22 protein-coding genes and 1 tRNA gene are annotated in these 24,250 nt (G+C 58.6%); 17 read left to right on the forward strand and 6 right to left on the reverse strand.

All coding sequences use genetic code 11. The annotated features are described in order from the left end of the window. Positions 1-73 precede the first annotated feature (73 nt). Positions 74-1,882: an ABC transporter ATP-binding protein/permease gene (locus O8B93_RS16635; RefSeq protein ID WP_269711028.1), complete on the forward strand. Its 1,809-nt coding sequence runs from the start codon at positions 74-76 to the stop codon at positions 1,880-1,882. Between the two features lie 41 nt (positions 1,883-1,923). On the opposite strand, the gene O8B93_RS16640 is transcribed toward O8B93_RS16635, so the two are convergent. After that, positions 1,924-2,118, reverse strand: a complete 195-nt coding sequence (locus O8B93_RS16640; protein WP_269711029.1) for a hypothetical protein — start codon at positions 2,116-2,118, stop codon at positions 1,924-1,926. A 173-nt stretch (positions 2,119-2,291) separates the two neighbouring features. Here O8B93_RS16640 and O8B93_RS16645 point away from each other — a divergent pair, with 173 nt between their 5' ends. From O8B93_RS16645 to O8B93_RS16660, 4 genes are all read left to right on the forward strand, one after another. Further along, positions 2,292-2,681: an acyl-CoA thioesterase gene (locus O8B93_RS16645; protein ID WP_006313469.1), complete on the forward strand. Its 390-nt coding sequence runs from the start codon at positions 2,292-2,294 to the stop codon at positions 2,679-2,681. A gap of 173 nt (positions 2,682-2,854) precedes the next feature. Then, positions 2,855-5,098, forward strand: a complete 2,244-nt coding sequence (locus O8B93_RS16650) for a polysaccharide deacetylase family protein (protein ID WP_269711030.1) — start codon at positions 2,855-2,857, stop codon at positions 5,096-5,098. A 161-nt stretch (positions 5,099-5,259) separates the two neighbouring features. Beyond that, entirely contained in the window at positions 5,260-6,300 is a 1,041-nt protein-coding gene (locus tag O8B93_RS16655; protein ID WP_269711031.1) for a four-carbon acid sugar kinase family protein, read from the forward strand. Positions 6,301-6,304: 4 nt separating this feature from the next. Then, positions 6,305-7,012 carry a FadR/GntR family transcriptional regulator gene (locus O8B93_RS16660; RefSeq protein ID WP_269711106.1) on the forward strand — a complete coding sequence of 236 codons (708 nt, stop codon included), beginning with the start codon at positions 6,305-6,307 and terminating at the stop codon, positions 7,010-7,012. 35 nt (positions 7,013-7,047) lie between these two features. Here the strand turns inward: O8B93_RS16660 and O8B93_RS16665 are convergent, their stop codons facing one another. The 3 genes from O8B93_RS16665 to O8B93_RS16675 are packed head-to-tail and all read right to left on the reverse strand — an operon-like array spanning position 7,048 to position 10,321. Beyond that, positions 7,048-8,175 carry an iron-containing alcohol dehydrogenase gene (locus O8B93_RS16665; RefSeq protein ID WP_269711032.1) on the reverse strand — a complete coding sequence of 376 codons (1,128 nt, stop codon included), beginning with the start codon at positions 8,173-8,175 and terminating at the stop codon, positions 7,048-7,050. After that, entirely contained in the window at positions 8,172-9,128 is a 957-nt protein-coding gene (gene pdxA / locus O8B93_RS16670) for a 4-hydroxythreonine-4-phosphate dehydrogenase PdxA (protein WP_269711033.1), read from the reverse strand. Before pdxA ends, O8B93_RS16665 begins: the two co-directional genes overlap by 4 nt. Then, positions 9,125-10,321, reverse strand: a complete 1,197-nt coding sequence (locus O8B93_RS16675) for a sialidase family protein (RefSeq protein WP_269711034.1) — start codon at positions 10,319-10,321, stop codon at positions 9,125-9,127. Before O8B93_RS16675 ends, pdxA begins: the two co-directional genes overlap by 4 nt. Before the next feature lie 322 nt (positions 10,322-10,643). Here O8B93_RS16675 and O8B93_RS16680 point away from each other — a divergent pair, with 322 nt between their 5' ends. The 6 genes from O8B93_RS16680 to O8B93_RS16705 all read left to right on the forward strand — a co-directional run bounded on the left by O8B93_RS16680 (position 10,644) and on the right by O8B93_RS16705 (position 16,882). Continuing rightward, positions 10,644-12,152, forward strand: coding sequence for an ABC transporter substrate-binding protein (locus O8B93_RS16680; RefSeq protein ID WP_269711035.1), 1,509 nt, complete (start codon positions 10,644-10,646; stop codon positions 12,150-12,152). A 75-nt stretch (positions 12,153-12,227) separates the two neighbouring features. Beyond that, positions 12,228-13,142 carry an ABC transporter permease gene (locus O8B93_RS16685; protein ID WP_269711036.1) on the forward strand — a complete coding sequence of 305 codons (915 nt, stop codon included), beginning with the start codon at positions 12,228-12,230 and terminating at the stop codon, positions 13,140-13,142. Positions 13,143-13,157: 15 nt separating this feature from the next. Next, positions 13,158-14,081, forward strand: a complete 924-nt coding sequence (locus O8B93_RS16690) for an ABC transporter permease (protein WP_269346459.1) — start codon at positions 13,158-13,160, stop codon at positions 14,079-14,081. Next, a complete protein-coding gene (locus tag O8B93_RS16695) occupies positions 14,074-15,714 on the forward strand; it encodes an ABC transporter ATP-binding protein (protein ID WP_269711037.1) in 1,641 nt (546 codons plus the stop codon). Before O8B93_RS16690 ends, O8B93_RS16695 begins: the two co-directional genes overlap by 8 nt. Continuing rightward, entirely contained in the window at positions 15,711-16,592 is an 882-nt protein-coding gene (locus O8B93_RS16700; protein ID WP_269711038.1) for a dihydrodipicolinate synthase family protein, read from the forward strand. Before O8B93_RS16695 ends, O8B93_RS16700 begins: the two co-directional genes overlap by 4 nt. Positions 16,593-16,792: 200 nt before the next feature. Further along, positions 16,793-16,882: transfer RNA gene (locus O8B93_RS16705), tRNA-Ser, on the forward strand. Positions 16,883-17,193: 311 nt separating this feature from the next. On the opposite strand, the gene O8B93_RS16710 is transcribed toward O8B93_RS16705, so the two are convergent. Continuing rightward, the gene (locus O8B93_RS16710) at positions 17,194-18,189 is read right to left on the reverse strand and encodes a LacI family DNA-binding transcriptional regulator (protein WP_269711107.1); all 996 of its coding nucleotides are present in this window, start codon (positions 18,187-18,189) and stop codon (positions 17,194-17,196) included. 175 nt (positions 18,190-18,364) lie between these two features. Between O8B93_RS16710 and O8B93_RS16715 the strand changes: the two genes are divergently transcribed. The 6 genes from O8B93_RS16715 (at position 18,365) to O8B93_RS16740 (ending at position 23,657) form a co-directional block, all read left to right on the forward strand. Further along, positions 18,365-19,318 carry a sugar ABC transporter substrate-binding protein gene (locus O8B93_RS16715; RefSeq protein WP_269711108.1) on the forward strand — a complete coding sequence of 318 codons (954 nt, stop codon included), beginning with the start codon at positions 18,365-18,367 and terminating at the stop codon, positions 19,316-19,318. A gap of 126 nt (positions 19,319-19,444) precedes the next feature. Further along, complete coding sequence (locus O8B93_RS16720; RefSeq protein WP_080814888.1) at positions 19,445-20,566, forward strand: ABC transporter permease; 1,122 nt, start codon at positions 19,445-19,447, stop codon at positions 20,564-20,566. Further along, positions 20,566-21,354: an ATP-binding cassette domain-containing protein gene (locus O8B93_RS16725; RefSeq protein ID WP_269711039.1), complete on the forward strand. Its 789-nt coding sequence runs from the start codon at positions 20,566-20,568 to the stop codon at positions 21,352-21,354. Before O8B93_RS16720 ends, O8B93_RS16725 begins: the two co-directional genes overlap by 1 nt. 83 nt (positions 21,355-21,437) lie before the next feature. Beyond that, positions 21,438-22,232 carry a TIM barrel protein gene (locus O8B93_RS16730; RefSeq protein WP_269711040.1) on the forward strand — a complete coding sequence of 265 codons (795 nt, stop codon included), beginning with the start codon at positions 21,438-21,440 and terminating at the stop codon, positions 22,230-22,232. A 23-nt stretch (positions 22,233-22,255) separates the two neighbouring features. Next, the gene (locus O8B93_RS16735) at positions 22,256-23,275 is read left to right on the forward strand and encodes a Gfo/Idh/MocA family oxidoreductase (protein ID WP_269711041.1); all 1,020 of its coding nucleotides are present in this window, start codon (positions 22,256-22,258) and stop codon (positions 23,273-23,275) included. Positions 23,276-23,372: 97 nt separating this feature from the next. Continuing rightward, complete coding sequence (locus O8B93_RS16740) at positions 23,373-23,657, forward strand: MurR/RpiR family transcriptional regulator (RefSeq protein WP_269711042.1); 285 nt, start codon at positions 23,373-23,375, stop codon at positions 23,655-23,657. A 103-nt stretch (positions 23,658-23,760) separates the two neighbouring features. Here O8B93_RS16740 and O8B93_RS16745 read toward each other — a convergent pair whose 3' ends face one another. Then, positions 23,761-24,231: a hypothetical protein gene (locus O8B93_RS16745; RefSeq protein ID WP_269711043.1), complete on the reverse strand. Its 471-nt coding sequence runs from the start codon at positions 24,229-24,231 to the stop codon at positions 23,761-23,763. Positions 24,232-24,250 lie beyond the last annotated feature (19 nt).

Here is a 24,250-nt window from a genome sequence, read left to right on the forward strand (position 1 = left end):
TTATTGCTTGGCATCGCAAGGCGCAGAATCGCGACCCGCTTTCTTTGCCGATTGACGTTTCGGAATGGAATGAATGGCAACAACGGTGACCGACGACCAGCGCAAGAGCGCGGCGAACCTTTCGGGTTTCGATCTCGATTTTCCCGCACAGCTGCGGATGATGGGGCGTGCCTTCTGGACATCGCCGGTGCGCACCCGGCTGATCTTGCTGTCGATTGCGCTGCTCACCGTGATATTGCTCACCGCCTACGGGCAGATCAGGCTCAATGAATGGAATGCGCCGTTTTACAACGCGCTCGAGCGGCGTGATCTCGATGCCTTCATTCATCAGCTCGAAGTTTTCGCGATCATCGCCGGGCTGCTGCTTCTCCTCAACGTCATCCAGACATGGCTCAACCAGATGACGGCGCTGAACATGCGCGAGGGTCTTGCCAAGGATATGGTGGATCAATGGCTGAAACCGGGTCGCGCCGCGCGTCTGGCCGGTTTCGGCACGATTTCGATCAATCCGGATCAGCGCCTGCACGACGATGTCCGCAATCTCGCCGAAAGCAGCACGGCGCTTTCGATCGGTCTCGTGAATGCGACTATTATTCTCGTGAGCTTTATCGGCGTCCTCTGGTCGCTCTCGGCCGGTTTTGCGATCACCATCAGCGGCGATACCTATGCGATCCCCGGCTACATGGTCTGGGCGGCGATCCTTTATGCGGGGTCCGCCTCGTTGCTCAGTAATCTCGTTGGTTACCGGTTGGTGGGGTTGAATGCCGAGCGTTATTCCAAAGAGGCGGAACTGCGCTTTTCCCTGATGCGGGCCAGCGAAAATCTCGCCGCCATCGCGCTTGCCCGCGGTGAGAAGAATGAAAGGCGGCGGATCGGCATCGATATTGATGCGGTGCTCGGCGTCATCCGCGGGCTTGCCATGGCGTTGACGCACCTCACATGGGTATCGGCGGGTTATGGCTGGCTGGCGGTGGTGGCGCCGATCCTGATTGCCGCGCCGGTCTATTTTTCCGGCAACCTCACCTTCGGCGGGCTTATGATGGCCGTCGGCGCTTTTAACCAGGTTAATACGGCGCTGCGCTGGTATATCGATAATTTCGGCCCTATCGCCAGCTGGAAGGCGACATTGCAGCGCGTTTCAGTGTTCCGTAACGCGCTTATCCAGATGGACAGCGTGGAGCAGCACGGCCTCACGATAGACCTGCAGCGCAGCGCGGAGAATGAAAAAATCCGCCTGCAATCGGTCGTCATCTGCCGTGATGCGGGCGGGCAGGATCTGGAACGCGGGTTCCGGCTGCGGGAGGATGAAGTCGGGATCGGGCCGGGCGAACGGCTGATGATCAACGGCGAACAGGGCGTGAACCGGCGGCTGCTGTTTGCCGCCATGGCGGGCCTGTGGCCCTGGGGGCAGGGCAGGATCGAGATGCCCGAACAATCCGACACGCTTTTCATTGCCCAGCATGGCTATCTGCCGGCCGGCTCACTGCGTGAAATTCTGGCCTATCCGCGTGCGCCGCAGCGTTTCACCGATGCGGATTATCACTCTGCGCTCACCACCTGCGGGCTCGGGGAAATGACCTCCCGTCTCGACGAAAACATCCGCTGGGACAAGAAACTGGATTCGGATGAGCAGGCCAGCATCCGCATTGCCAATGCCCTGCTTTTGAAGCCGAAATTCGTCGTGATCGACGATTTGCTGGAAGGTTTGGAAAAACAGACGCAGGATACGTTGGCGGAGGTCCTGAACGGGATGGAAGGCGCGGCGATCATCTATATCGGCCGGTCTGAGACTTTTCTTTCAGTCCTTGCTCCAGCTGTGGCCCATCTTGACCATGCCTCCCAGAAGGAAACCAGCTCGAAACAAGACGGCACGTTGCAGTAAGTCGCGAGGCCACGGGTCTTGGCTCGGCTCGTGGTTGCGGATCAGAGCCGCAAATGCCAGTTTTCAGAGTTCAGGCGTGGCTGTTTGGCGAGGCTTATTGTGGTTGTCGGTTCCATCTGCGGTCGTAGCGCAAGGGTGCCGGTCGCCAGGCTGATGGCGACGACGCCGGCGACCGCAAGGACAATACGGTCGTAGCGCTGCTGTATCGCGTTATTTCCACTCCAGTCATACGCCATTTGCACGCCCCCGCGTTTTTTGGAATCGTGCCTCATCATGGTTAACCGAAGCTTACGATGGCTCTGTTATTCCTTGCTGTTTTGGAGGGTCTGCCGCGACAAATCGGCTATTGGCTGACAGGGCGGGGTTGTTTAAGTCCGACAGCGGGAGGTTTGTGAAAGGAATTCGAGACATGGACCAGCAACCGCCCGCCGATATGGAGCTTACGCTCAGAACCCTTGCCATGCCCGCCGATGCCAATCCGGCCGGCGATATTTTCGGCGGCTGGGTCATGTCGCAGATGGACCTTGCCGCTTTCGTCCGCGCCAATGATGTGGCCGGCGGCCGCACCGTCACCGTGGCGGTCCATGAAATCGTCTTCAAGAAGCCGGTCAAGATCGGCGATACGTTGTGTGTCTACACGCGGATCGAAAAGATCGGCCGTACTTCCGTCACGCTCAAGATCGAGGCCTGGACCCGCAGGCATTATCAGGATTCGCGCGACAAGGTCACGGAGGCCGTCTTCATTATGGTGGCCGTGGATGAGAATGGCGAGCCACGCCCGGTGCGCAAGGAAGCGTGAGGCCGCAGCTCGTTTCTTTTTTAAGCAGATTCCGAAGCGCCGGCTGAAAGATCAACTAGTACGGCGCTTTGGCCTTCTCATCATTCGATAATCGTCTGCCCAATACTTTAGAAATATCCAATTTATTTATCAATTTTTGCGATCAAGATGTGGAATAGGACGGGGATCAGGCTTTGACCATTCCAGGTGTTGTTATTATCGGCGGCGCTCACGGCACGCTTGCCCTTGCCCGCAGCCTCGGCGTCCTGAATGTGCCCGTCTATTATCTCACACATGATTCACCATTGCCGGGCTGGTCGCGCTTCGTGCGGGAAACAATCCGCTGGGCCGGTCCGCATGATGATGGGGCGATGGCGTTTCTGCGTGAAATGGCTGAAAAACCGGGCCTGAAGGGCTGCTTGCTGGTGCCATCGGGCGATGGTGAGGTTCAGCTTGTGTCGCAGCATCGCGAGGAGCTTTCGGCGCTTTACAAAATCATTCTGCCGGAGTGGACGAACCTGCAATGGCTATGTGAAAAACCGCTACTCTATAAACGTGCGGCGGAACTCGACGTCAGCATCCCCCGAACCTACGCGCTGACATCGGCTGCCGATATCGACGGGCTGGATGTTATGTTTCCTGTCATTCTCAAGCCGAATATGGGGGGCGGCAATACCTCGATCGCCCGCGCGAAAGTTATCCGCGCCGATGACCGGGAGGGGCTGAAAACCGCCTTCGCCGATGCCAGTGGAGAGATCGGCCCTGACAATGTCGTCGTGCAGGAACTCATTCCGGGTGGAGGCGAAAGCCAGTTTTCCTATGCGGCCCTGTGGCTGAACGGGGAGCCGGTTGCCGAATTCACCGCGCGACGCGCAAGGCAATATCCCGTCGATTTCGGTTATACCAGCACCCGCGTCGAGGTCGTCGATAACCGGCAAGCGATCGAGGCGGCCGGGAAAATATTGAAATCGGCAGGCCACAGCGGGCTAGTCGAAGTGGAATTCAAACTCGACGGCAGGGATGGGGCGCTGAAACTTCTCGATGTCAATCCACGCCCATGGTCGTGGTTCGGCCTCTGTTCGGCCGCCGGCATCGATCTTGGCGGGCTGTTGTGGCGGGTGGCCAACGACATGCCCACCGGGCCGGCGGTCACTGCGCGGCAGGGTACGTCCTGGTCCTATCTTGTTCGCGATACCGTTGCCGCTTTCACATTGGCACGAAGAGGGCAGGCGAGGTTTGGCGATTATCTCGCCTCTCTCGGCAAAATTCGCAGCTGGGCCGCTTTTGCGCCGAACGATCCTCTGCCGGGGCTGATCGATCTGCCGCTGACGGCCTTGAGGGTGCTGAAAAAACGTGTCCTTCCCGGTCTGGCGTCAGGACAATCGGCAAGTGCCCTGTTGCCGCCGGTCAAACGCTTGGTGAAATATGGGGCCATAAGGGCGGGGCTGGAGGTGAGTTCTCTTCCGGCTGTCCGCTCGGCATTTCCATCCCTTGCCGGGCGGGGCGTGATCTTCACGCTTCACCATGTGCGTCCGGGGCAGGGGGTTTCGGCTTTTGCGCCGAATGTGCAATTGTCCGTCACGCCGCAATTTCTGGAAGAGGCCATAAAGGCTGCGCTCGAATCCGGTCTCGTGCCCGTTCATCTGCATGATCTGCCGGCTCTGCTTGCCGACACCAGTGACGTCAGGTCGTTTTGCGCCTTCACGCTTGATGACGGCTATCGCAACAATGCCGAACATGCTGCGCCGATCTTCCGCAAATACGCCATTCCCTACACGATTTTCATCACGCCGGGTTTTGTGGAGCGGAGCCGCAGTGTGTGGTGGGAAACCGCTGCGGCTCTGACGAAGAAGGTCACATCGTTCGAATTCGATTTTGGCGCAGGGCCGGAGCAGGTGGAATGTGCCACGCCGTCACAGAAGGTGGAGGCATTCGCACGGCTGGAAAACTTCGTCCAGGAATCCGCGGAAGATGAGGCGGTGGAAAGGATCGATCACGTCGCGAGGCAGCATGGCATCGACCCCATCGCGATCGTGGACGAACTGGTCATGGATGCGGCCGAGCTTAAGGCGCTGTCGGACGATCCGCTCGTGCATTTTGGCGCGCACACCATGACGCATGTGAATATGCGCAAGATCGATGCGGCGCGCCTCGCCCATGAGATCGAGGAATCGACGCGCCGGGTGGAAACCTATGTCGGCCAGCGGCCGCAATCCTTCTCTTATCCCTATGGCTGGGTCAGGGCCGTGGGTGAGCGCGAAGCGAAAGCGGTGTCGGATGCGGGCTTTTCCGTGGCTGTCACCACGCAGGCCGGTGTTCTCGGCCTTCACAGCCTCGAAAAGCCGGCGCAGCTGCCGCGCGTTTCGTTGAACGGGCGCTTTCAGAAAAAGCGTTTCGTCAAGGCGCTCATCTCGGGCCTGCCTTTCCGGTTCATCTAGCAGCCAAATCCGCTTTTCTTCTTTCGTCCGCCCCACAGCAATGTGAGACTGCGGTCGGTCTTTGCGTGCGTATGATATTTTGTTATTCACATCCTTTTATCTATTGATTATAAATAAATTTATCGAGGTAAAACATTACAACTTTTTTGAAGGCTCTGCCCGTGCTGTTGATTTTCGCCGATGATCTGACCGGTGCGCTCGATGCCGCCGCCCCCTTCGCGGGGCGCGGGCTGGCAACCGAGGTTGCGATCGGGCTTGATGGTGTTCGCGAAGCGCTTGTGAATGCGCCCGCGGTGCTTAGCGTCAATCTCGGCTGCCGCGATGGCGAAACGGAGGAAGCCCATCGCCGCACGCTGGACCTGATGGCAATGGTTCCGGCCGGGACGATGTTTTTCAAGAAGATCGATTCCCGGTTGAAGGGACATATTGCGGCGGAAATGGACGCGATTTCCTATCGGCAGGCACTGGTCGCCCCTGCTATTCCCGATTTTGGGCGTATCGTCACCGGCGGGGCCGTTTCCGGTTTCGGTGTCCAAATAGCCATTCCGGTTGCTGCGAAACTCGGAGTGCATGCCGCTCGTTGTGCGATACCGGATACGCCGTCACAGGCCGATATACGGGAGGCACTAGTCGCCGCGCAGGCAGACGGGCTTGACCTTCTGGTGGGTGCGCGCGGGCTTGCCGAAGCGCTGGCAGAGACCCTGGCGGCCGATTGCGCTCCGCAGGCGGCGACGGTTCCACCCGGCAAGGGTGTTTTTGTCATAGGCTCGCGCGATCCGATTACGGTCGGGCAGATCGACGTTCTCAGGAGCGTCGGGAATGTCTCGCTCATCGAGGCGCCCAATGGCGCCGTGCCCCATCAAGCCAGCGGTGATTCTGATCTGATCCTGGTTCAGGCAACGCAAGGGGTGGACGATCTCTCGCCGCTTGCGGTTTCCGATCATCTGGCGGAAGGCGTGGTGCCGCATTTCACAGCCGGGGCTAAAAGACTGCTTCTGTCGGGTGGAGCGACTGCCGAAGCGGTGCTGCGGGCCATGGGCATTTCGCGGCTGCGTCTAGCCGGCGAATGCCTGCCGGGTCTCGGTGTCGGCTGGGCCGGAGACCAATGCATCATTGCGAAGTCCGGCGGTTTTGGGCAAGCTGACACGTTGAAACGGATTGCGAAAATGATGCTTGGCGAAAACGACGCTGGAGAAAGCTGACCAGATGGGGCTGATGAAAGAAACGGCGCGCAAGGCACTTCCGGACATTATTTTCGAGAGAATGCACCGGGCCATCAAATCCGGAGCCTATAAGCCGGATGAGCGGCTGCCGACCGAACATGAACTCGCCATGGAATTCGAAGTCTCGCGCCCGGTCGTGCGCGAGGCGCTGCGGCGCTTGCGGGAGCAGGGGTTCATCTATTCCCGCAGGGGTTCCGGCAGCTATGTCCGGGCGTTCGGCCTGCGCGAGCCGCTCGGTTTCGGCCAGCTGGAAAATGTTGCGGACCTTCTGAACTGTTATGAATTCAGGCTGACGCTGGAGCCGGCGGCGGCGGCTGCGGCGGCATTGCGGCACGATACCGAAAGACTGGCGGCGATCAGAAAGGCGCTTGAACTGATGCGCGACGCCACCAATCGCCAGTCCCACCGCGAGGACGCCGACTACCAGTTTCACCTTGCGATCGCGCGGGCGGCCAGGAACAGTTATTTCTCCACCGCCATGGAAGCACTCAAGGACCATATTGCGGTGGGCATGAAGTTTCACGGCATGTCGGTAAAGCGGGAGGCGTCCGGCCTGACGCGCGTTTTCGCCGAGCATGAGGCCATTGCAAAGGCGATTGCCGATGGCGATGCGGAAGCGGCCCGCCAGCTGATGCTCCAGCATCTGACGGGTTCGCGAGACCGCTTGTTCGAGTCGTCCCATGCGGACTAAGGGCCGATGCGTGTATCCGCGCACCGGATATCTCTTCAGAAGGCGTGGCGGTAGATGCCGAGCACGTCCTCAAGGCTCATATCCACCGGGTTGTTATCCATCAGCCGGCGGATGGCATGCGCGTCCTCGGCATAACGGGGCAGATCGCCCTCCGTCGCGCCATGCCGCGCGAGTGACATCTCAATGCCGAGACTGGCACAGAAATCCATCGCCGCCTTGCGAAGATCGTCCTGCGAGAGATGATCGCGAAGGCCGAGCGCGCCGGCCACTTCCGCCGTCTTCTCCGAAACGGCAGGCTGGTTGAAGGCAAGCACATGCGGAAAGACAACGGCATTGGCCAGCCCGTGCGGCAGGTTGAGAAGCGTGCCGAGCGGATAGGCAATGGCGTGGCCGGCAGCGGTATTGACCGGGCCGAGGCAGATGCCGCCGTAATAGGAGGCGAGCATCATTCCCTCCCGCGCTTGCGTATCCGCGCCATCGCGAACGGCGCGCGCCAGATATTTGCCGACCAGCGCAAAACCCATGCGGGCAAAACCGTCGATCATCGGATGGGCCTTGCGATTGGTGAAGGCCTCCACGCAATGGGCCATGGCATCCACGCCCGTTGCCGCGGTCACGGCCGGTGGTACGGAATAGGTGAGTTCCGGATCGAGAACGGCGAAATCCGCGATCAGATGAGGGCTTTCGACCGCGATCTTGCTGCCCTTGACGGGATCGGTGATGAGCGAGCGGATACCCGCCTCTGACCCGGTGCCTGCGGTGGTGGCAATTTGCACGAGCCGCGTATCGCGTCCGGCAACCCTGTTCGGCCCGGCGATATCTTCAAGCGTCTGGCCGGAGTTCCACAGCGCTGCGACAAGCTTTGCCACATCCATGACGGAACCGCCGCCGAGGCCGACGACGAGTTCGGGTTTGGCCGCGCGCGCGGCAGCAAGCGCTGCGTCGAGTGTTGCGGTGTTCGGCTCGCCGGGAATGGCGTCGAACACGGTGAAAGGGCCCTGCAATTGCAGCCGGTCAACAAATTTCGCGGTGAGCGGCGTGGCGATCACCAGGGTCGAGGCGTTTTTGCCGGCGAAGGCGCCGACCTGCGCAATCGTGCCAGCACCGACGGCAAGTCTGCGCGGCTGGTGGATGAGAATGGGAGCTTTGGACATGGTGCTCATCCCTTCCGTGCCTTGCCCGCCACGAGCTTGCGCGCATAGGCGATGGCCTCATTCATGTTGCCGTGATTGGCGATGCCCTTGCCGGCGATATCGAAGGCAGTACCGTGATCGACGGACGTGCGGTCTATCGGCAGGTCGACGGAGACGTTGACGGCGGTATCGAAGGCAACAAGCTTGATGGGGATATGGCCCTGATCGTGATATTGCGCGACGACGAGATCGAAAGCGCCGGAATAAGCCCGGTGAAACACGGTATCGGCGGAAATCGGCCCCTGCACCTCGATGCCTTCGGCGCGGGCGGCAACGACCGCCGGTGCGATCTGATCGTCATCCTCGGTGCCGAACAGACCGTTTTCGCCGCAATGTGGATTGATGCCGGCAACGGCGATGCGCGGCCGTTCGTAACCGATGCGTTTCAGATGTGAATTGCCGGCGCGAATGGTCGCCAGCACCCGCTCCGTCGTCGCCCGGCGGATGGCGTCCTGCAGGGAAACATGGGTCGATACATGGATTACCTTCAGTCGTTCGGAAGCGAGCAGCATATAGGCGGCGGATGAGCCGGTCAGGCTGCGCAGCATGCCGGTGTGACCATCATAATGGTGGCCTGCCAGATTAAGCGCCTCCTTGTTGATCGGCGCGGTGACGATGCAGCCGATTGCGCCGGCTTCGGCATCGCGAACAGCCTTTTCGATGAAACGGAAGGCGGCGTCGCCCGCCACCGATGACAGCGTGCCCCATGGGAGCGGCGCGCCTTCCACCGGCAAGTCGATCACATGGGAGGCGAGATCGATATCGACACCCAGCGCATCCCGTGCGGCTTCCAGCGTGGGCAGGTTTCCGTAAATCCGGGTTGCGGCGCGATCCGCAGCGGACATGTCCGAAAGCGCGCGAACGGTGATCTCGGGGCCGACGCCGCACGGGTCACCCATGGTGATGCCAATGATGTTGCTCATCTTTTTCCCTCGTCCTTAACCTCGGCCCAGCCGGGCGCCAGCCGGACATATTTGATTGCGCGGCGATGATAGGTGTAGCTTGCGTGCAGCGTACCGTCCGGTGCTTCCAGAAGCCATGGATAGGACATTTCCAGATTGCGGCCATCCGTCGAATCGTTTGACAGGCAGGTGCCGGGTCCATCCTCGATCAGTATTCGTGTGGGGAAGCTTAGCCCGTCATCGTTGGAGAGGCAGATGGAGACCGGAGCGCGCGGCACGCCCCAGATCGGCACGCATCCGCCGCTCGGATCGGCATCCGGCCTGTCGTCTTCCTCGCCCAGTTCGTCATAGAGTGAGGCGCGCCGGTCGCTGGATTGCTCAGCATTGACGGGATTGCAGATCATTGCCAGCCGGCCGTCAGCGAGCCTGATGACGGCAATGGACGAATTGTTGTTGGGCACGTCGGTCGGCTGGGGTCTCGACCAGGAGCGGCCGCCATCAGCACTTTCCGTGCGATAGACGAAATCCGCCTGGCGACGGCGAAAGAAGGCGGCGTAGCGTTCCTCTTCCACCGCGACGGGGCTCATATGCACACAGCCGGTCGAGTTGGGTAGTTCCTGCAATGTCCATCTCGCACCATTGTCCGTCGATATGCCAAGCGCGGCCGTGTCGTGACTGCCATTCCATTTCTGGCCGGGACGCTGGATGCAGCGGAAAATCGGCAGGAGCCAGGCACCGTCATCGCGGATGCGAAGCGGCGCGCGGATGAAGCAGCCCTTGGGGAGATCAAGGAAGCGCCCTTCCTCGGATGTGAGTTTTTCCGCTTCCGCCGCGTCGCGGTGAATACGCGCCATGCGGATGCGGCATTCATCCTGATTGCCTGAAGGCTGGGAGGTGTGAAACAGCCATAACGCGCCATCCGGTGCGGTGAAGAACACCGGGTTCTGTTCGGAATGGGCAGGATCGTGGCTCAGACGCTGCGGGCTTCCCCAGCTGGTCGCGCCTGATATCAGCACGGAAGCGAAGATCGAAATATCCGACTTTCCTTCCAGCGTACCGCCGAACCAGGCGCAGAGCAGCGTCCCGTCATCGAGAAGATGCAGGAAGCTTGCATGGTTCTGGATCATCGGCGACGGCAGGAAGGCTTCCTGCCGGTTTTCCGACACGGCGTGCATGGCTCCGGTCATGGCGTGAGCGATGTCATCAGGGGTCATCGTGATCTCCTCTTGTTCTGATGAAAATGACATATTCGAAAAGTTGTCAAGTTTATTTGATGGAAAATTTGGCCAATTCATTTTTGAGTTATAAGATTAAACATTTGTTTTTAAATGATAAAAACAAGAGATTTGATGCGAATAAAAAATGCCTTAGAAAAATAAATTGACAAAAAATGTGATAACGTCGATGCTCTGTTTACGGGTGGAGGAGACAATCATCCGCACGCCATGCTCCTCAATGCAGGAGACGGGGCTTTTTTGAATACCCCTTGCGGTGCGCCGCCATGTTGCTGAATTTCTGATCTGGGAGGAGAACGGAATGAAGAAGTCATTGATTGCGGGCGCCCTTGTTTTGGGTTCCCTCAGCGCTGCGGTTTCGCCGGTGCTTGCGGCATCAGGACCGATCAAGATCGTGCTGGCGGAAGAGGCGGATCTGCTGGAGCCCTGCATGGCCACGCGGTCCAACATCGGACGCATCATCATGGAAAATGTCAGCGAGACGCTGACCGAGCTTGATGTGCGCGGCAAGAATGGCGTGCAGCCGCGCCTTGCCGAAAAGTGGGAGCAGAACTCGGATGGCAGCTGGCGTTTCCATCTGCGCCAGGGCGTGAAGTTTTCCGACGGCACCACGTTCGACGCCAAGGATGTGAAGCACAGCTTCGAGCGCATCATGAGCGACAAGAATGCCTGCGAATCCCGCCGCTATTTCGGCGGCATGACGGTGACGCCGACGGTTGTCGACGACCACACGATCGATTTCAAGACGGATCCGGCCCAGCCGATCCTGCCGCTTCTGATGTCACTCGTCACCATCGTTCCCGAAGAAACCAAGATGGAATTCATCCGCGAGCCTGTCGGCACCGGTCCTTACAAGTTGACCAACTGGACGCCCGGCCAGCAGATCGTTCTGACCGCGCGTGATGATTATTGGGGCAAGAAGCCGCAGGTAACGGAAGCGACCTATCTCTTCCGCGCCGATCCCTCAGTGCGCGCCGCCATGGTGCAGACGGGCGAAGCCGATCTTTCGCCCTCCATTTCCCAGCTCGACGCGACCAATCCGAAGACTGACTTTTCCTATCTCGATAGCGAGACGGTCTATATGCGCCTCGATCACAATATCGCGCCGCTGAACGATGTGCGGGTGCGCCGCGCACTCAATCTCGCCATCGACCGGCAGGCCTTCCTCGGCACGCTGGTGCCTGAAGGTGCGGTGCTGGCGACTGCGCTTGTTCCGCCGACTACGCTTGGCTGGAACCCTGACGTCAAGGTCTTCCCTTACGACCCTGATGGCGCAAAGAAGCTGCTCGAGGAAGCCAAGGCTGCCGGCGTGAAAGTGGACACACCGATCACCATCATCGCGCGCACGGCGAATTTCCCCAATGTCACCGAGATCATGGAGGCTATCCAGCAGCAGCTGCAGGAAGTCGGCTTCAAGGTCGACCTGAAATTTGTGGAAGTGGCCGAGCACGAGAGCTATTATTCCAAGCCTTTCAAGGAAGGTCGTGGGCCGCAGATCGTCGCCGCCATGCACGACAATTCCAAGGGCGACCCGTCCTTCACCATGTTCTTCAAATACGCCACCAAGGGCACGCAATCCGGCTTCTCTGACCCGAAGGTGGATGACCTGATCGAACGTGCCTCGGCTGCCGTCGGCGACGAGCGCGCCAAGCTGTGGTCAGAACTCATCGCCTACCTGCATGACGACGTGGTGGCGGATGTGCTGCTGTTCCACATGGTCGGTTTCTCCCGCGTCTCCGAACGGCTGGATTTCAAGCCCACCATCGCCACCAACTCGATGCTGCAGCTTTCGGAAATCGGCATCAAATAAGCCGGTATCTTATGAGCCAAAGAGCGGCGGCGGAGCTCAAGCTTCGCCGCCCTCATTGAAAAACCGGAGGCAACCATGCTGAGCTTCATCCGAAAACGTTCCGTTGCGAGCCTGATCTCCCTGATCGGCCTCCTCGTGATGGTTTTCTTCCTCTCCCGCCTGACGGGGGACCCGGCCGCGCTGTTTTTGCCGGTTGAGGCTTCGGAGGAATTGAAGCAGCAGTTTCGGGCGCTGCATGGGCTGAATGATCCGCTGATGGTACAGTTCCTGCGTTATGCGGGCGATGTGATGACGGGTGATCTGGGAGAATCGCTCCGAAAAGCCCGCCCGGCGCTGGATGTGGTGCTGGAGGCTTTCGTGTGGACGCTCTGGCTCGCGGTCATCACCATGTCGCTGGTTACCACGGCGGCCATCGTTGTCGGTTCGCTTGCGGCTTTCCGCTCCGGCGGCTTCTTCGACCGCATGGCCTCGACCATTTCGCTGATCGGCGCTTCGGTTCCGGATTTCTGGCTGGCGATCGTCGCCATCGTGGTCTTTTCCGTCAATCTCGCATGGCTGCCCACATCAGGCACCGGCTCGGTACTGCACTGGATCCTGCCGATTTCAGTGCTCTTCGTACGTCCCTTCGGTATTATCGTGCAGGTGGTGCGGGGCTCGATGATCGGCGCCTTGTCGTCGGCTTATGTCAAGACAGCGCGCGCCAAGGGCGTGAAATCCGGGCCGATCATCTTCATCCACGCGCTGCGCAACGCCATGCTGCCGGTCATCACCGTCATCGGCGATCAGGCGGCAAGCCTTCTCAACGGCGCGGTCATCGTTGAAACCATCTTCGGGTTTCCAGGCGTTGGCAAGCTGATGATCGATTCCATCCTTCAGCGGGATTTCAATGTCGTGCTGGCCGCCATTCTCGTTACCGCGCTGGCCATCTTCCTGATGAACCTTCTGATCGATATTGCCTATGCGCTGCTCGATCCGCGTATCCGGCACTGAGGAGGTCATACAGCCATGAGCCTTTTGAACGCCGACACCCAGATCATCGATGAACCGTCCTTCGCAACGCGCATGCTGCGGATGTTATGGGCGGATAAATTCGCGCTCTGTGCCGCGATCTTCCTCGTTATCGTCGTCGTCCTCGCCTTCGTCGGCCCGGCCTGGCTGGGTGATCTCGCGACGAAGCAGAACCTGCGCGGGCGTAACCTCGCGCCCTTCGACTGGCAGCGCGAATGGTATTTCTGGTTGGGAGCGGATGCGCTGGGCCGTTCGCTTCTGGCGCGCATCGTCGCCGCCACGCAAAATACGCTGATGATCGCTGCCGGCGCCGTGCTTCTCTCCGCCGTCACTGGCACGGTGCTCGGCCTCATCGCCGGTTTTTCCTCCAATCGCGTCGGCCAGATCATCATGCGGCTGGCGGATGTGATCATGTCGTTTCCGTCGCTGCTGATCGCGGTCATCGTGCTTTATCTGCTCGGTTCCTCAATCCTCAACCTGATGCTGGTTCTGGCCATCACCCGCATTCCCGTTTACATCCGCACCACAAGGGCGGAGGTGTTGGAGGTGCGCGAACGCATGTTCGTGCAGGCCGCGCGCGTCATGGGCGCATCCGGCAAACGCATCCTGTTCCGCCACATCCTGCCCGTCGTGCTGCCGACACTGACGACATTGGCGACGCTCGATTTCGCATATGTGATGCTGGCGGAAAGCGCGCTGTCCTTCCTTGGCATCGGCATTCAACCGCCGGAAATCACCTGGGGTTTGATGATTTCGCAGGGGCGGCAATATCTTACCAATGCCTGGTGGTTGTCCTTCTGGCCGGGGCTTGCCATCATTCTCACCACCCTGTCGCTCAATCTGCTGTCCAACTGGCTGCGCATCGCGCTGGACCCCGTGCAGCGCTGGCGGCTGGAAATGAAGGGCCGCAAAAATGGCTGACCATCTTCTCGACGTGCGCAACCTTTCCGTGGAGTTCCACACCGCAAGCGGTGTCGTTCATGCGGTGAAGGAGGTTTCCTACCATATCGACCGTGGCGAAACGCTGGCAATCCTCGGCGAAAGCGGCTCGGGCAAATCGGTATCGTCCTCGGCCATCATGAACCTCATCGACATGCCGCCCGGCCGCATCAGCGGCGGCCAGATATTGCTCGACGGCAAAGACCTTTTGACCATGCCGGACGAGGCCCGCCGCGAGATCAATGGTCGGCGAATCGCCATGATCTTTCAGGATCCGCTTAGCCATCTTAACCCGGTCTATACCGTTGGCTGGCAGATCCGCGAAGCGATGACCACCCACGGCATGGGCAAGGCGGAAGCTGAAGCGGAGGCGAGGCGGCTTGTCGTCCGTGTCGGCATTCCCGATCCCGACCGGGCGCTTTCGAAATATCCGCATGAATTTTCCGGCGGCCAACGCCAGCGCGTGATGATCGCCATGGCGCTGGCGCTACGGCCTGATCTTTTGATCGCCGATGAGCCGACCACCGCGCTTGACGTGACGGTGCAGGCGGAGGTGCTTTTGCTTCTCAAGGAATTGCAGCGGGAAACCGGCATGGCCGTGCTCATCATCACCCATGATCTCGGTGTTGTCGCCGAAATCGCCGACCGGGTGGTGGTGATGGAAAAGGGCGTGTTGGTGGAAGCCGGCACGGTTCGCGAGGTTTACCGCAACCCCCAGCATCCCTATACCCGCAAGCTCATCAATGCCGCACCCGGCAAGGGGGACATGCATCATCCAGAAGCGAAGGGCGAACCGCTGCTCAGCGTGCGCGACGTGCGAAAGCGTTACGGTGCATTCCAAGCGCTGAAGGGCGTTTCCTTCGACCTGATGGCTGGCGAGACCATTGCCGTCGTCGGCGAAAGCGGCTCCGGCAAATCGACTTTGGCGCGCATTCTGCTACGGCTTGACGAGCCGGATACGGGCAGCGCCGTCTGGAAGGGGCGCGACCTGTTCAAGCTATCACCGGCGGAACTGTTTGCGCTGAGGCGTGATTTGCAGATGGTGTTCCAGGACCCCACACAGTCGCTCAACCCCCGCATGACGGTGTTCCAGCTGATCTCCGAAGCCTGGGTCATCCATCCCGATATATTGCCGAAAGCGAAATGGCGCGAACGGGTCGGCGAATTGCTTCAGCAGGTCGGCCTCTCGCCGGAACATATGCGCCGTTATCCGCACCAGTTTTCCGGCGGCCAGCGCCAGAGGATCGCGATTGCCCGCGCGCTTGCGTTGGAGCCGAAGCTCATCATCTGCGACGAGGCGGTCTCGGCGCTCGATGTTTCGGTTCAGGCGCAGGTCATCGCGCTTCTGGACAAGCTGCGTCGCGACATGGGCCTTTCCTTCATCTTCATCGCCCATGACCTGCCGGTAGTTCGGGATTTCGCCGATCACGTCATGGTCATGCAGCGGGGAGAGGTGGTGGAATTCGGCACGGTGCGACAGGTGTTTGAATCCCCGCGTGAGACCTATACCCGCGCGCTGCTTGCCGCCAGCCTCGATCCCGACCCCGATATGCCATCCCGGCATCATCAGGCGGCTGGCCACGTCATTGAAAATTCAAGCGGAGTTCTCCCATGAGCAAACAAGCTTTCGTCGCGCTCGTCACCTGTTTCAACGAGGACGAAACGATCAATTACGACGCCACCCGCGCGCAGGTGCGCCGCCAGGTGGCGGCCGGCAACAACATCATGTGTGCCGGCACCAACGGTGATTTCACTGCGCTGACGCATGAGGAAAAAATCCGCCTGACCGAAGAGGTGGTGGACGAGGTGGCAGGCCGGGCCAGGGTGATCGTCAATGCCGGCATGCCGGCCACGTTCGAAACCCTGCAACTCGCCAAAGCCTTCGACCGCATCGGCGTCGATGGCATTGCCGCCATCACGCCCTTCTTCATCGCCTGCACACAGGATGGGTTGATCAGTCATTTCTCGACGGTGGCCGATGCTGTTGAAACGCCGGTCTATCTCTACGATATCCCCGCCCGCACCCAGAACCACATAGAGCCGGAAACCGCTCGCAAGCTCGCATCCCACGGCAATATCGCCGGCATCAAGGATTCCGGCGGCGCGCAGCAGACGCTCGAGGCCTATCTCCAGGTGGCGAAGGACATGCCCGGTTTCGAGGTCTATTCCGGCCCGGATCACCTTGTGCTCTGGTCCTTGCAGAACGGCGCTGCAGGCTGCATCTCCGGCCTCGGCAACGCCCTGCCGGATGTGCTTGCCGGCATTCTCAACGCATTCAACGCCGGCGACATCGCCGAGGCTGAACGTCAGCAGGCGATCTATGCCAATTTCCGCACCGATCTCTACGCTCTCGGCTTCGCGCCCGCCATGGTGAAGCGCTCGCTCTACCTGCAAGACCCCTCCGTCGGCGCCAGCCGCCAGCCGGCCCTTCTGCCGGATCAGGAACAGGACGGAAAGATTCTGGAAATCCTGCGGCGCTTTAAGCGGCTGTGAAAATGCTGCAAGAATGCGGTGAGCACCTCATAATGCCAAGGTGCGCCACCGGAAAAAATACTTACTAAACAGCCAGACTCCCAAGCCTTCTTCCTCACTTCGTGCATGACGAATAATTTGTGACATAAACACGAAATTCCGCTTGTCAGTCCAGCCATTGATGTTTAAGAGGAGCGCGCAACGCAAGCGTTCGCGCATGCGGAGAGGTGGCAGAGTGGTCGAATGCACCGCACTCGAAATGCGGCATACCTGCAAGGGTATCGTGGGTTCGAATCCCACCCTCTCCGCCATAATTTTCCTTAGGGCTTAAGGTTTTTCTGAGATTTACCGGATTGCCTAGATTTTTGGTCTTGGCCGCAATAATCGCTGGGGTCCGTTTACATCTTCCAGATAAAGATGCCGAAAGACTTGGGAGGCGGACGTGTACCTCCTCCCGTTCGACTGAGCCTGGGTGCGTTTTCTCGTCGGCGGGCAAGGCTGTTTGCCGATCTGTTGGCCGCACGAGCAAGGCTGTTGTTCGACACGACGAGGACGCGACGCATGAGCGAACCCGGAAAGCACGGAAGTGACACCGAGCCTGAGATGCTTCTGGGGGCAGCGGTTATGTTGAGCTTCGAACGACTAGTTCTCCCTGGAGAGTTACCGTCTTCAAATCCGAGCGCCCCTTGACCATACTTAGGATCGCATCAATCATTTCGTCGCGCGGTTGCTCATAAGTGGTGATGCCATATCCGAACGAGCCGGATAGTTCGTAGTTGTCGAAGCCCACGATCGCAATGTCTTCAGGCACTCGAAGGCGAAAGTTTGCCCGCATCTCATCCATTGCGCCCATCGCCAGAATGTCATTTTCACACATCAGGACATCGATTTGATGGTCAGGAGACGTATCGCTCAAGTACTTCCTCACCGAGGCGGCGCCAGCATCCAGGCTGTATTTTTCCGCGCTCATGTGGACAATGTCGTGGACACCTTTTTCCGCCCAAAACTCAGTGAAATATTGGCTTCTCTTTAGAGCTGTAGACAAAGCGGCAGCACCACACATGAAGCCTGGGCGCTTATATCCCTTCGCATGAAGGTGGTTTACGATTTCCTTGAGGGCCAGTTCCGCGTCGCAGACAACAGCGGGAACGCCGTCGATCTGACTGTCGCGCGCCAGCACGAACATAGGCGGCATGCCTTGCCCCTGCTGCAGGTCTGTCAGAGTTTCGTCACGAAACGCTGTGCCAAACAGAATGATGGCGTCGACCTGACGCTGGTCCGCATGGAGAAGGGCGTTTACATGGTCAAAGTGACTGTTGATATTGATCAGCATCACCACCAAGCCGGCGGCCTGGAGCTTCTCGGTAAGTGCCTCAAGGAAGGGGAGTTTTTGCGGGTTGGAAAAATCATCCACGAAGACGGCGATCTGTCCCGTCGAGTTGGTTGCAAGGCTTCGTGCAAGGAGGTTCGGTGTATAGTTCAAAGCTGCAGCAGTCTCCAGTACTTTCCGCTTGCTCTCGTCAGTAATAGAGGCACCCGGAGTGAAAGCGCGGATTACGGTCCACTTCGAGACTCCTGCCGCATCCGCTACCTGTTTTGCCGTTGCTCTCTTCCGCATAAATTCTCCGGCAATGGAACATAAATTCCATTTTTCTGATTCAGTGAAATGAATGCTTGCTTTTAACGCATTCTGACATAACATGCACCTGCTTGCACCCGGTAGCAAACAAATTTGCACCCGGTAGCATTCGAATTTGTCATCCAGAGGAGTGGGTGACATTGAGGAGGAAAAAATGAAATCCATTTGGAAGAATGTCGCTTCTGCGGCTATTGCCGTGTCTCTGGTTGCAGCGGGGTCGGCCGGCGTCAAAGCCGACGAACAGCCCAGCATCATCGCCGTCACTCATGGGCAAGCGTCTGACCCATTCTGGTCGATCGTGAAAAACGGTATGATGCAGGCCGGCAAGGACATCAACGCCAAGGTTGACTATCGTGCACCGGAGACCTTCGACATGGTCGCGATGGCTCAGCTCATTGAAGCCGCAGTCAATCAGAACCCGGCGGGTATTGTAATTTCCAACCCCGATCCGGATGCGCTGGGCCCGGCGATTGCCAAGGCCGTCGCGGCCGGTATCCCCGTTATCTCCATGAACTCCGGCATTGCCGCAACGGAAAAGCTGGGCATCAGGCTCCATGTTGGCCAGGACGAACTTACCGCAGGCGTGAAGGTTGGCGAAAAACTCAAGTCGCTTGGCAAGAAGCACGTGCTTTGCGTAAACCAGGAGGTCGGAAATGCCGCCCTTGACCAGCGCTGCGCGGGTACCGAGAAGGGTTTCGAAGGTGGAAAGGTTACGATCCTGCCGACGACCGCCGACCCGGCGGAAATTGAATCGAAGATTCAGGCTGCTTTAACCTCAGATCCTTCCGTCGATGTTGTACTTGGCCTGTCGGCACCCCTTGTTGGTGAGCGGGCGGTTGCTGTTGTCGAGAAGATGGGCAATGGCGATAAGGTCAAGGTCGCTTCTTTCGATCTTTCGGCCAATTTCCTGAAGGCTGTTTCGGAAGGCAAGGCACTTTTTGCCGTGGACCAGCAACCCTACCTTCAGGGGTATCTTCCGGTCACATTCCTCGCGCTGAATGCCAAGTATGGCACTATTCCTGCTGGAAACGTCGCCTCGGGTCCGAGCTTCGTCGAGAAGGATGCGGCAGCCTCGGTGATTGAGAAATCCTCCCAGGGTATCCGCTGAGCGGAACCCCTCTAGCAGCTCTCGCACCTCCAGCGGGAGCTGCCCTCATCGCCTGGCATCCGATCCGTATGACGCGTGAACGGCAACCGATGGCGCACGTAGAAAACTTACATCTGAGGTATGCCCATGACGCTGGCCAACGAACAGAACGGGTCACCGACTCGATCCGACGAGCGCCTGAAAAAGGTTTCGACTTTGACCGCGCTCGCGCGACGTCCGGAACTCGGCGCCGTCGCAGGATTGGTGCTCGTTACGATATTCTTCATGCTCACCGCAAACCCAGCCATGTTCACACTTGCCGGTATTGTAAACTTCATGGCGCCAGCAGCCCAGCTCGGAATTCTTGCGGTTGGTGCGGCACTTCTAATGATCGGCGGCGAGTTCGATCTGTCCATCGGCTCGATGGTCGCATTCGCGGGGCTGGTTTTCGGCACGGCCCTTGTCGTCCTTAATCTGCCGCTCAGTGTCGCGATCCTGATCGCGCTTGCTTTTGCCGTGGTCATCGGTGTCACCAATGCCCAGCTCACCATGCGCACCGGGCTTCCATCGTTCATAGTGACGCTTGCGTTTCTCTTCATTCTTCGCGGCTTAACGCTCGTCGGCCTGAAGTGGGCGAGCGGCGGTTCAACCCAGCTTCGCGGGATGAGAGAGGCTGTTGCGGACAGTCCCCTTGCGCCGCTCTTTTCAGGCGACGCCTTCCCGGGTCTCTTCACATGGCTTGGCAGTGCAGGAATTATTGAGACCTTCCCGAATGGAACGCCGAAAGTCCCGGGTATCCCGGTAGAAATCCTCTGGTTTGTGCTCATTGCACTCGTCGCGACATGGGTTCTGCTTCGAACACGATTTGGAAACTGGATCTTTGCATCTGGCGGTGACCCGAAGGCTGCCCGCAAGTCAGGTGTTCCTGTCGCCCGTGTAAAGACCACCCTATTTATCGTCACTGCGATGTGCGCCACTCTTGTCGCCATTCTAACTGTCCTCGACGCCGGTTCGACTGATGCCCGACGCGGTTTTCAGAAAGAATTCGAAGCCATCATTGCGGCCGTCATCGGCGGGTGTCTTCTGACTGGCGGATATGGTTCGGCGATCGGAGCGTTCTTCGGTTCGATCGTATTCGGCATGGTGTTGATCGGCCTTACCTACACGTCGATCGACCAGGATTGGTACCTCGTCTTCCTCGGCGGGATGTTGCTGACCGCCGTCATTTTCAACAACATCATTCGTAAGCGTGTGACGGGAGAACGCTGATGAGCACGACCCAGACACCACTCGTCGAGGTCAAGAACCTCGTCAAGCATTTCGGCTCGATTATCGCGCTCAACGGCGTTTCGCTGAGTGTCCACGCAGGAGAGGTTCTGTGCCTTCTCGGAGATAACGGAGCCGGCAAATCAACCCTGATCAATACTCTTTCCGGCGTTCACAGACCGACATCCGGCGACTTCCTCGTCGAAGGGAAACAACATCTCTTTACCGGGCCAAGAGATGCGCTCGATGCGGGGATCGCAACCGTCTACCAGGATCTGGCGATGATCCCGCTGATGTCTGTCACAAGAAATTTCTTTATGGGTCGCGAGCCGTTGAAGGGCTTCGGTCCGTTCAAATACATGGACATGGAATTCGCGGATCGCGTTACCAGCGAAGAAATGAAGAGAATCGGCATCGATGTGCGTGAACCCGGGCAGGCCGTCGGCACGCTCTCCGGTGGCGAACGTCAATGCGTGGCGATCGCACGCGCCGTGTATTTCGGGGCAAAAGTCCTCATTCTTGATGAACCGACATCTGCACTCGGTGTTGCGCAAACCTCGATGGTCCTGAAGTACATCGATCAGGTTCGCAGCAAAGGTCTAGGCGTCATTTTCATTACCCATAACGTCAGACACGCTTTTGCCGTCGGCAACCGTTTCACAGCTCTGAACAGGGGAAAGACGCTGGGCACATTTGCCAAACAGGAAATCGACCTCGATGGCCTGCAGAATCTGATGGCTGGCGGCAAGGAACTCCAGTCGATCTCCGCGGAGCTGGGCGGCACCATCTGAAGACAGTTGGAACATGAATTTTGGCCCGGCGCATTCCCCGGGCCTTGGGACAGCCATATCCAAAATCCAGGAAACCACCCCAAATGAGCAATGCGAATAATACCCCGTTTCCGTTAGCCGCCTGCGCGGAGATGCTATGGCGGGACAAACCAATCGAATGGCGCGCCTCCCGATTGAAGGAGCAGGGATTTGGCGTCGGCCTCTGGAATTGGCCAGAGCACGACATCAACAAGCTCGAAGCCACCGGTGCAACCTTCACAATTATGAACGGTTACCTGACAGGCCGCCTCACCGATGATGAGGGCGCAGCCGAACTTTTGAGAACCGCGCGCGAAACGGCTCAGATCGGCAAACGTCTTGGCGTTCAGCGCCTCAATCTTCACGGCACAGGCCTCGGGGATCGTGGACTGCCGGTTCAGCCTGTTGAGGTCGTCACGGGGGCCATGTGGCTTAAGGCTCAGGATACGCTGCACCGTATCGTTGACCTTGCAGAAGAAGAAAACGTGGTTTTTTCACTGGAGAACCTGAACCTTCCGGTCGATCACCCCGGCGTGCCGTTCGGGCGCGCCGAAGACACGTTGGCACTTGTATCCAGCATCGATCACCCGCGTCTGCGTTTGAACCTGGACCTCTACCACGCGCAGATCGGTGAGGGGAACCTGATCGAACTTTGCCGCAGGAGCCTGCCGTGGATCGGTGAAATTCAGGTGGCTGACGTACCTGGCCGATTTGAGCCGGGCACCGGCGAGGTCAACTGGAAGGGGATCGCAAAAGCCCTGAGCGATATGGGCTACTCCGGCCCGATCGGGATGGAAGCATGGGCATCTGGAGATGCCGACGCCGCGCTCGCTGCCTTCCGTGAAGCCTTCACTCTCTGATTTCAAAAACAGGACTAAAAATCATGACCAAGGTCAAAACAGTCAACGTCGGACTTATCGGGGCAGGGCGCATCGGTTCATTCCATGGGGAGAGTGTCGCAAGAAGGCTCGTAGACGCGGAGCTTGTGGCCGTCGCTGATCCCGCTCCCGGGGCCGCCGCAAAACTTGCAGAGGCGCTGGGCGCCGACGCTTCTTATACCGACGTCGCAGAAATGCTTTCTCACCCCGGTCTGGATGCGGTCATCATTGCCACACCCGCACGCTTTCACACCAATATCCTTGTGCAGGCGGCGGAGGCCGGTAAAGCGATCTTCTGCGAAAAACCGATGGCACTCACGCTTGCAGATGCGGACCGCGGCATTGCAGCCGCCAAGGCCGCAGGCGTTCCACTGCAGGTCGGTTTTAATCGCCGTTGGGATCAGGCATTTTTTGAAGGCCGCGCCGCGATCGACGCTGGAAAGGTCGGTGCGGTTCAACTCATCCGGTCGCTGACACGCGATCCAGGTCCGTTCGGCGGTGATCCTGACAGGATTCCGTTGTGGACGATCTTCTATGAAACGTTGATACATGACTTCGACACTTTGCTTTGGTTGAACCCCGGCGCAAAGCCTGTCGAAGTGTTTGCAATGGCAGATGCATTGGTTCGCCCGGATGCACGCGACAAAGGCTTTCTGGACACGGCGGTCGTCAATATCCGCTTCGACAACGGCTCTATTGCGGTTGCGGAAGCAAACTTCTCTGCATTGTACGGCTACGATATTCGCGGCGAAGTATTCGGTTCCGGCGGAATGGTCACGATGGGCGACGTACGACGTTCGAGCATGACGCTGTTCGACGCGACCGGCGTATCCAACGACACGTGGCGGCGCGACACGGACCACTTCGTTCAGGCCTACACGGCGCAGCTTGCTTCTTTCGTTGAGGCGGCTCGTAGCGGTGTCGTTCAGAATGCACCCACGGGAGCTGATGCTCGCAACGCGCTGGCGATCGCCCTTGCTGCCATTGAATCCGTGTCGAGAAAACAGCCGGTTCCTGTGGGTTAAAGGCCTAGCTGACAGGGGCGCTGTCGGCCTCTGTCAGCACATATATGTTGGAAAAGCTCGTGACCAGAAGCCTGTTGGTGAGGCTAAGAGGATCATCATGGAAGCGAAAGCAGAAGTGCAGAAGCCAAAAACAGTTCTTGATTTGGAAAGCATGCTTGCGGTCCAAGGTTTGGCGCTATCTTTCCGTCAAGAGCGAGTAGCGCGATTTGCGGTCGCCTATCCGGAAATCGTCGCCTTCGGTACAGCAAATTCCCTTGCTGTTCGTTGTTCCGTCACCCAGTCGACGGTGGTTCGGCTGGCAATCTCTCTTGGGTTTGAGAGTTATCGCGAATTCAGGCGCGTTTTTCGGCAGCACGTGAAAGTCAACGCAACCTACAGATAGGGTATTGATTTTTGATTCTCGCCGCGCGCCTACCGTTAGAGAAAGCTGATATTGCCAGATTTGTTGGCCTGTGTCTCGCCGCTCGGATGGGAGCACATCAATCTCAACGGACAATATCGTCGGCCAAAGTCTGAGCGTAGGGCCTCTTCGAGGCATCTTTGGCATTCATGGCAGCCAAAGCCTGTTCAATCGAAGTGTAAATCTCAGTATCCATGCCTTCAGCAAGCCACGAGACGACGCTTAGGACGTCCCCACGCCTGTTTTTTCTGGCAAAGAGAACCGTTCCAGGTGGTAGGTCGATGTGGTGGATCATTGAGAGCACCTCCGTTCGGACGTATGGCCAGAATTCGTTGGGTATCCCCATTGCCAAAAGCGCCTGCAACTCGTTCCAGAACAGTTTCGAGCTTATCGTGCGATCGTCTTTCTGAACTACAACTACATAACGGCTTGCCTGTCGCAGGCGGAGCAGTACAGGCAAGCTTGTTGACTGGGGTGGCACGTGTTGTCGACAGTTCATCAGCGGTGAAATTCCGTTTATCTTGATACGATTTTCGAAGCCAGCGGTGAGAGCCAACCGGTTAATGCCTGCGCGA

The organism is Martinezella rhizogenes (assembly GCF_027460065.1).
Lineage (GTDB): Bacteria > Pseudomonadota > Alphaproteobacteria > Rhizobiales > Rhizobiaceae > Agrobacterium > Agrobacterium rhizogenes_C.

Excerpts from the sequence above, each read along its gene's own strand:
- O8B93_RS16635 (WP_269711028.1), top strand. The coding sequence starts at position 74 with ATGGCAACAACGGTGACCGACGACCAGCGCAAGAGCGCGGCGAACCTT.
- O8B93_RS16640 (WP_269711029.1), bottom strand. The coding sequence starts at position 2,118 with ATGGCGTATGACTGGAGTGGAAATAACGCGATACAGCAGCGCTACGAC.
- O8B93_RS16645 (WP_006313469.1), top strand. The coding sequence starts at position 2,292 with ATGGACCAGCAACCGCCCGCCGATATGGAGCTTACGCTCAGAACCCTT.
- O8B93_RS16660 (WP_269711106.1), top strand. The coding sequence starts at position 6,305 with ATGGGGCTGATGAAAGAAACGGCGCGCAAGGCACTTCCGGACATTATT.
- O8B93_RS16665 (WP_269711032.1), bottom strand. The coding sequence starts at position 8,175 with ATGAGCACCATGTCCAAAGCTCCCATTCTCATCCACCAGCCGCGCAGA.
- pdxA (WP_269711033.1), bottom strand. The coding sequence starts at position 9,128 with ATGAGCAACATCATTGGCATCACCATGGGTGACCCGTGCGGCGTCGGC.
- O8B93_RS16675 (WP_269711034.1), bottom strand. The coding sequence starts at position 10,321 with ATGACCCCTGATGACATCGCTCACGCCATGACCGGAGCCATGCACGCC.
- O8B93_RS16680 (WP_269711035.1), top strand. The coding sequence starts at position 10,644 with ATGAAGAAGTCATTGATTGCGGGCGCCCTTGTTTTGGGTTCCCTCAGC.
- O8B93_RS16685 (WP_269711036.1), top strand. The coding sequence starts at position 12,228 with ATGCTGAGCTTCATCCGAAAACGTTCCGTTGCGAGCCTGATCTCCCTG.
- O8B93_RS16690 (WP_269346459.1), top strand. The coding sequence starts at position 13,158 with ATGAGCCTTTTGAACGCCGACACCCAGATCATCGATGAACCGTCCTTC.
- O8B93_RS16695 (WP_269711037.1), top strand. The coding sequence starts at position 14,074 with ATGGCTGACCATCTTCTCGACGTGCGCAACCTTTCCGTGGAGTTCCAC.
- O8B93_RS16700 (WP_269711038.1), top strand. The coding sequence starts at position 15,711 with ATGAGCAAACAAGCTTTCGTCGCGCTCGTCACCTGTTTCAACGAGGAC.
- O8B93_RS16710 (WP_269711107.1), bottom strand. The coding sequence starts at position 18,189 with ATGCGGAAGAGAGCAACGGCAAAACAGGTAGCGGATGCGGCAGGAGTC.
- O8B93_RS16715 (WP_269711108.1), top strand. The coding sequence starts at position 18,365 with ATGAAATCCATTTGGAAGAATGTCGCTTCTGCGGCTATTGCCGTGTCT.
- O8B93_RS16720 (WP_080814888.1), top strand. The coding sequence starts at position 19,445 with ATGACGCTGGCCAACGAACAGAACGGGTCACCGACTCGATCCGACGAG.
- O8B93_RS16725 (WP_269711039.1), top strand. The coding sequence starts at position 20,566 with ATGAGCACGACCCAGACACCACTCGTCGAGGTCAAGAACCTCGTCAAG.
- O8B93_RS16730 (WP_269711040.1), top strand. The coding sequence starts at position 21,438 with ATGAGCAATGCGAATAATACCCCGTTTCCGTTAGCCGCCTGCGCGGAG.
- O8B93_RS16735 (WP_269711041.1), top strand. The coding sequence starts at position 22,256 with ATGACCAAGGTCAAAACAGTCAACGTCGGACTTATCGGGGCAGGGCGC.
- O8B93_RS16740 (WP_269711042.1), top strand. The coding sequence starts at position 23,373 with ATGGAAGCGAAAGCAGAAGTGCAGAAGCCAAAAACAGTTCTTGATTTG.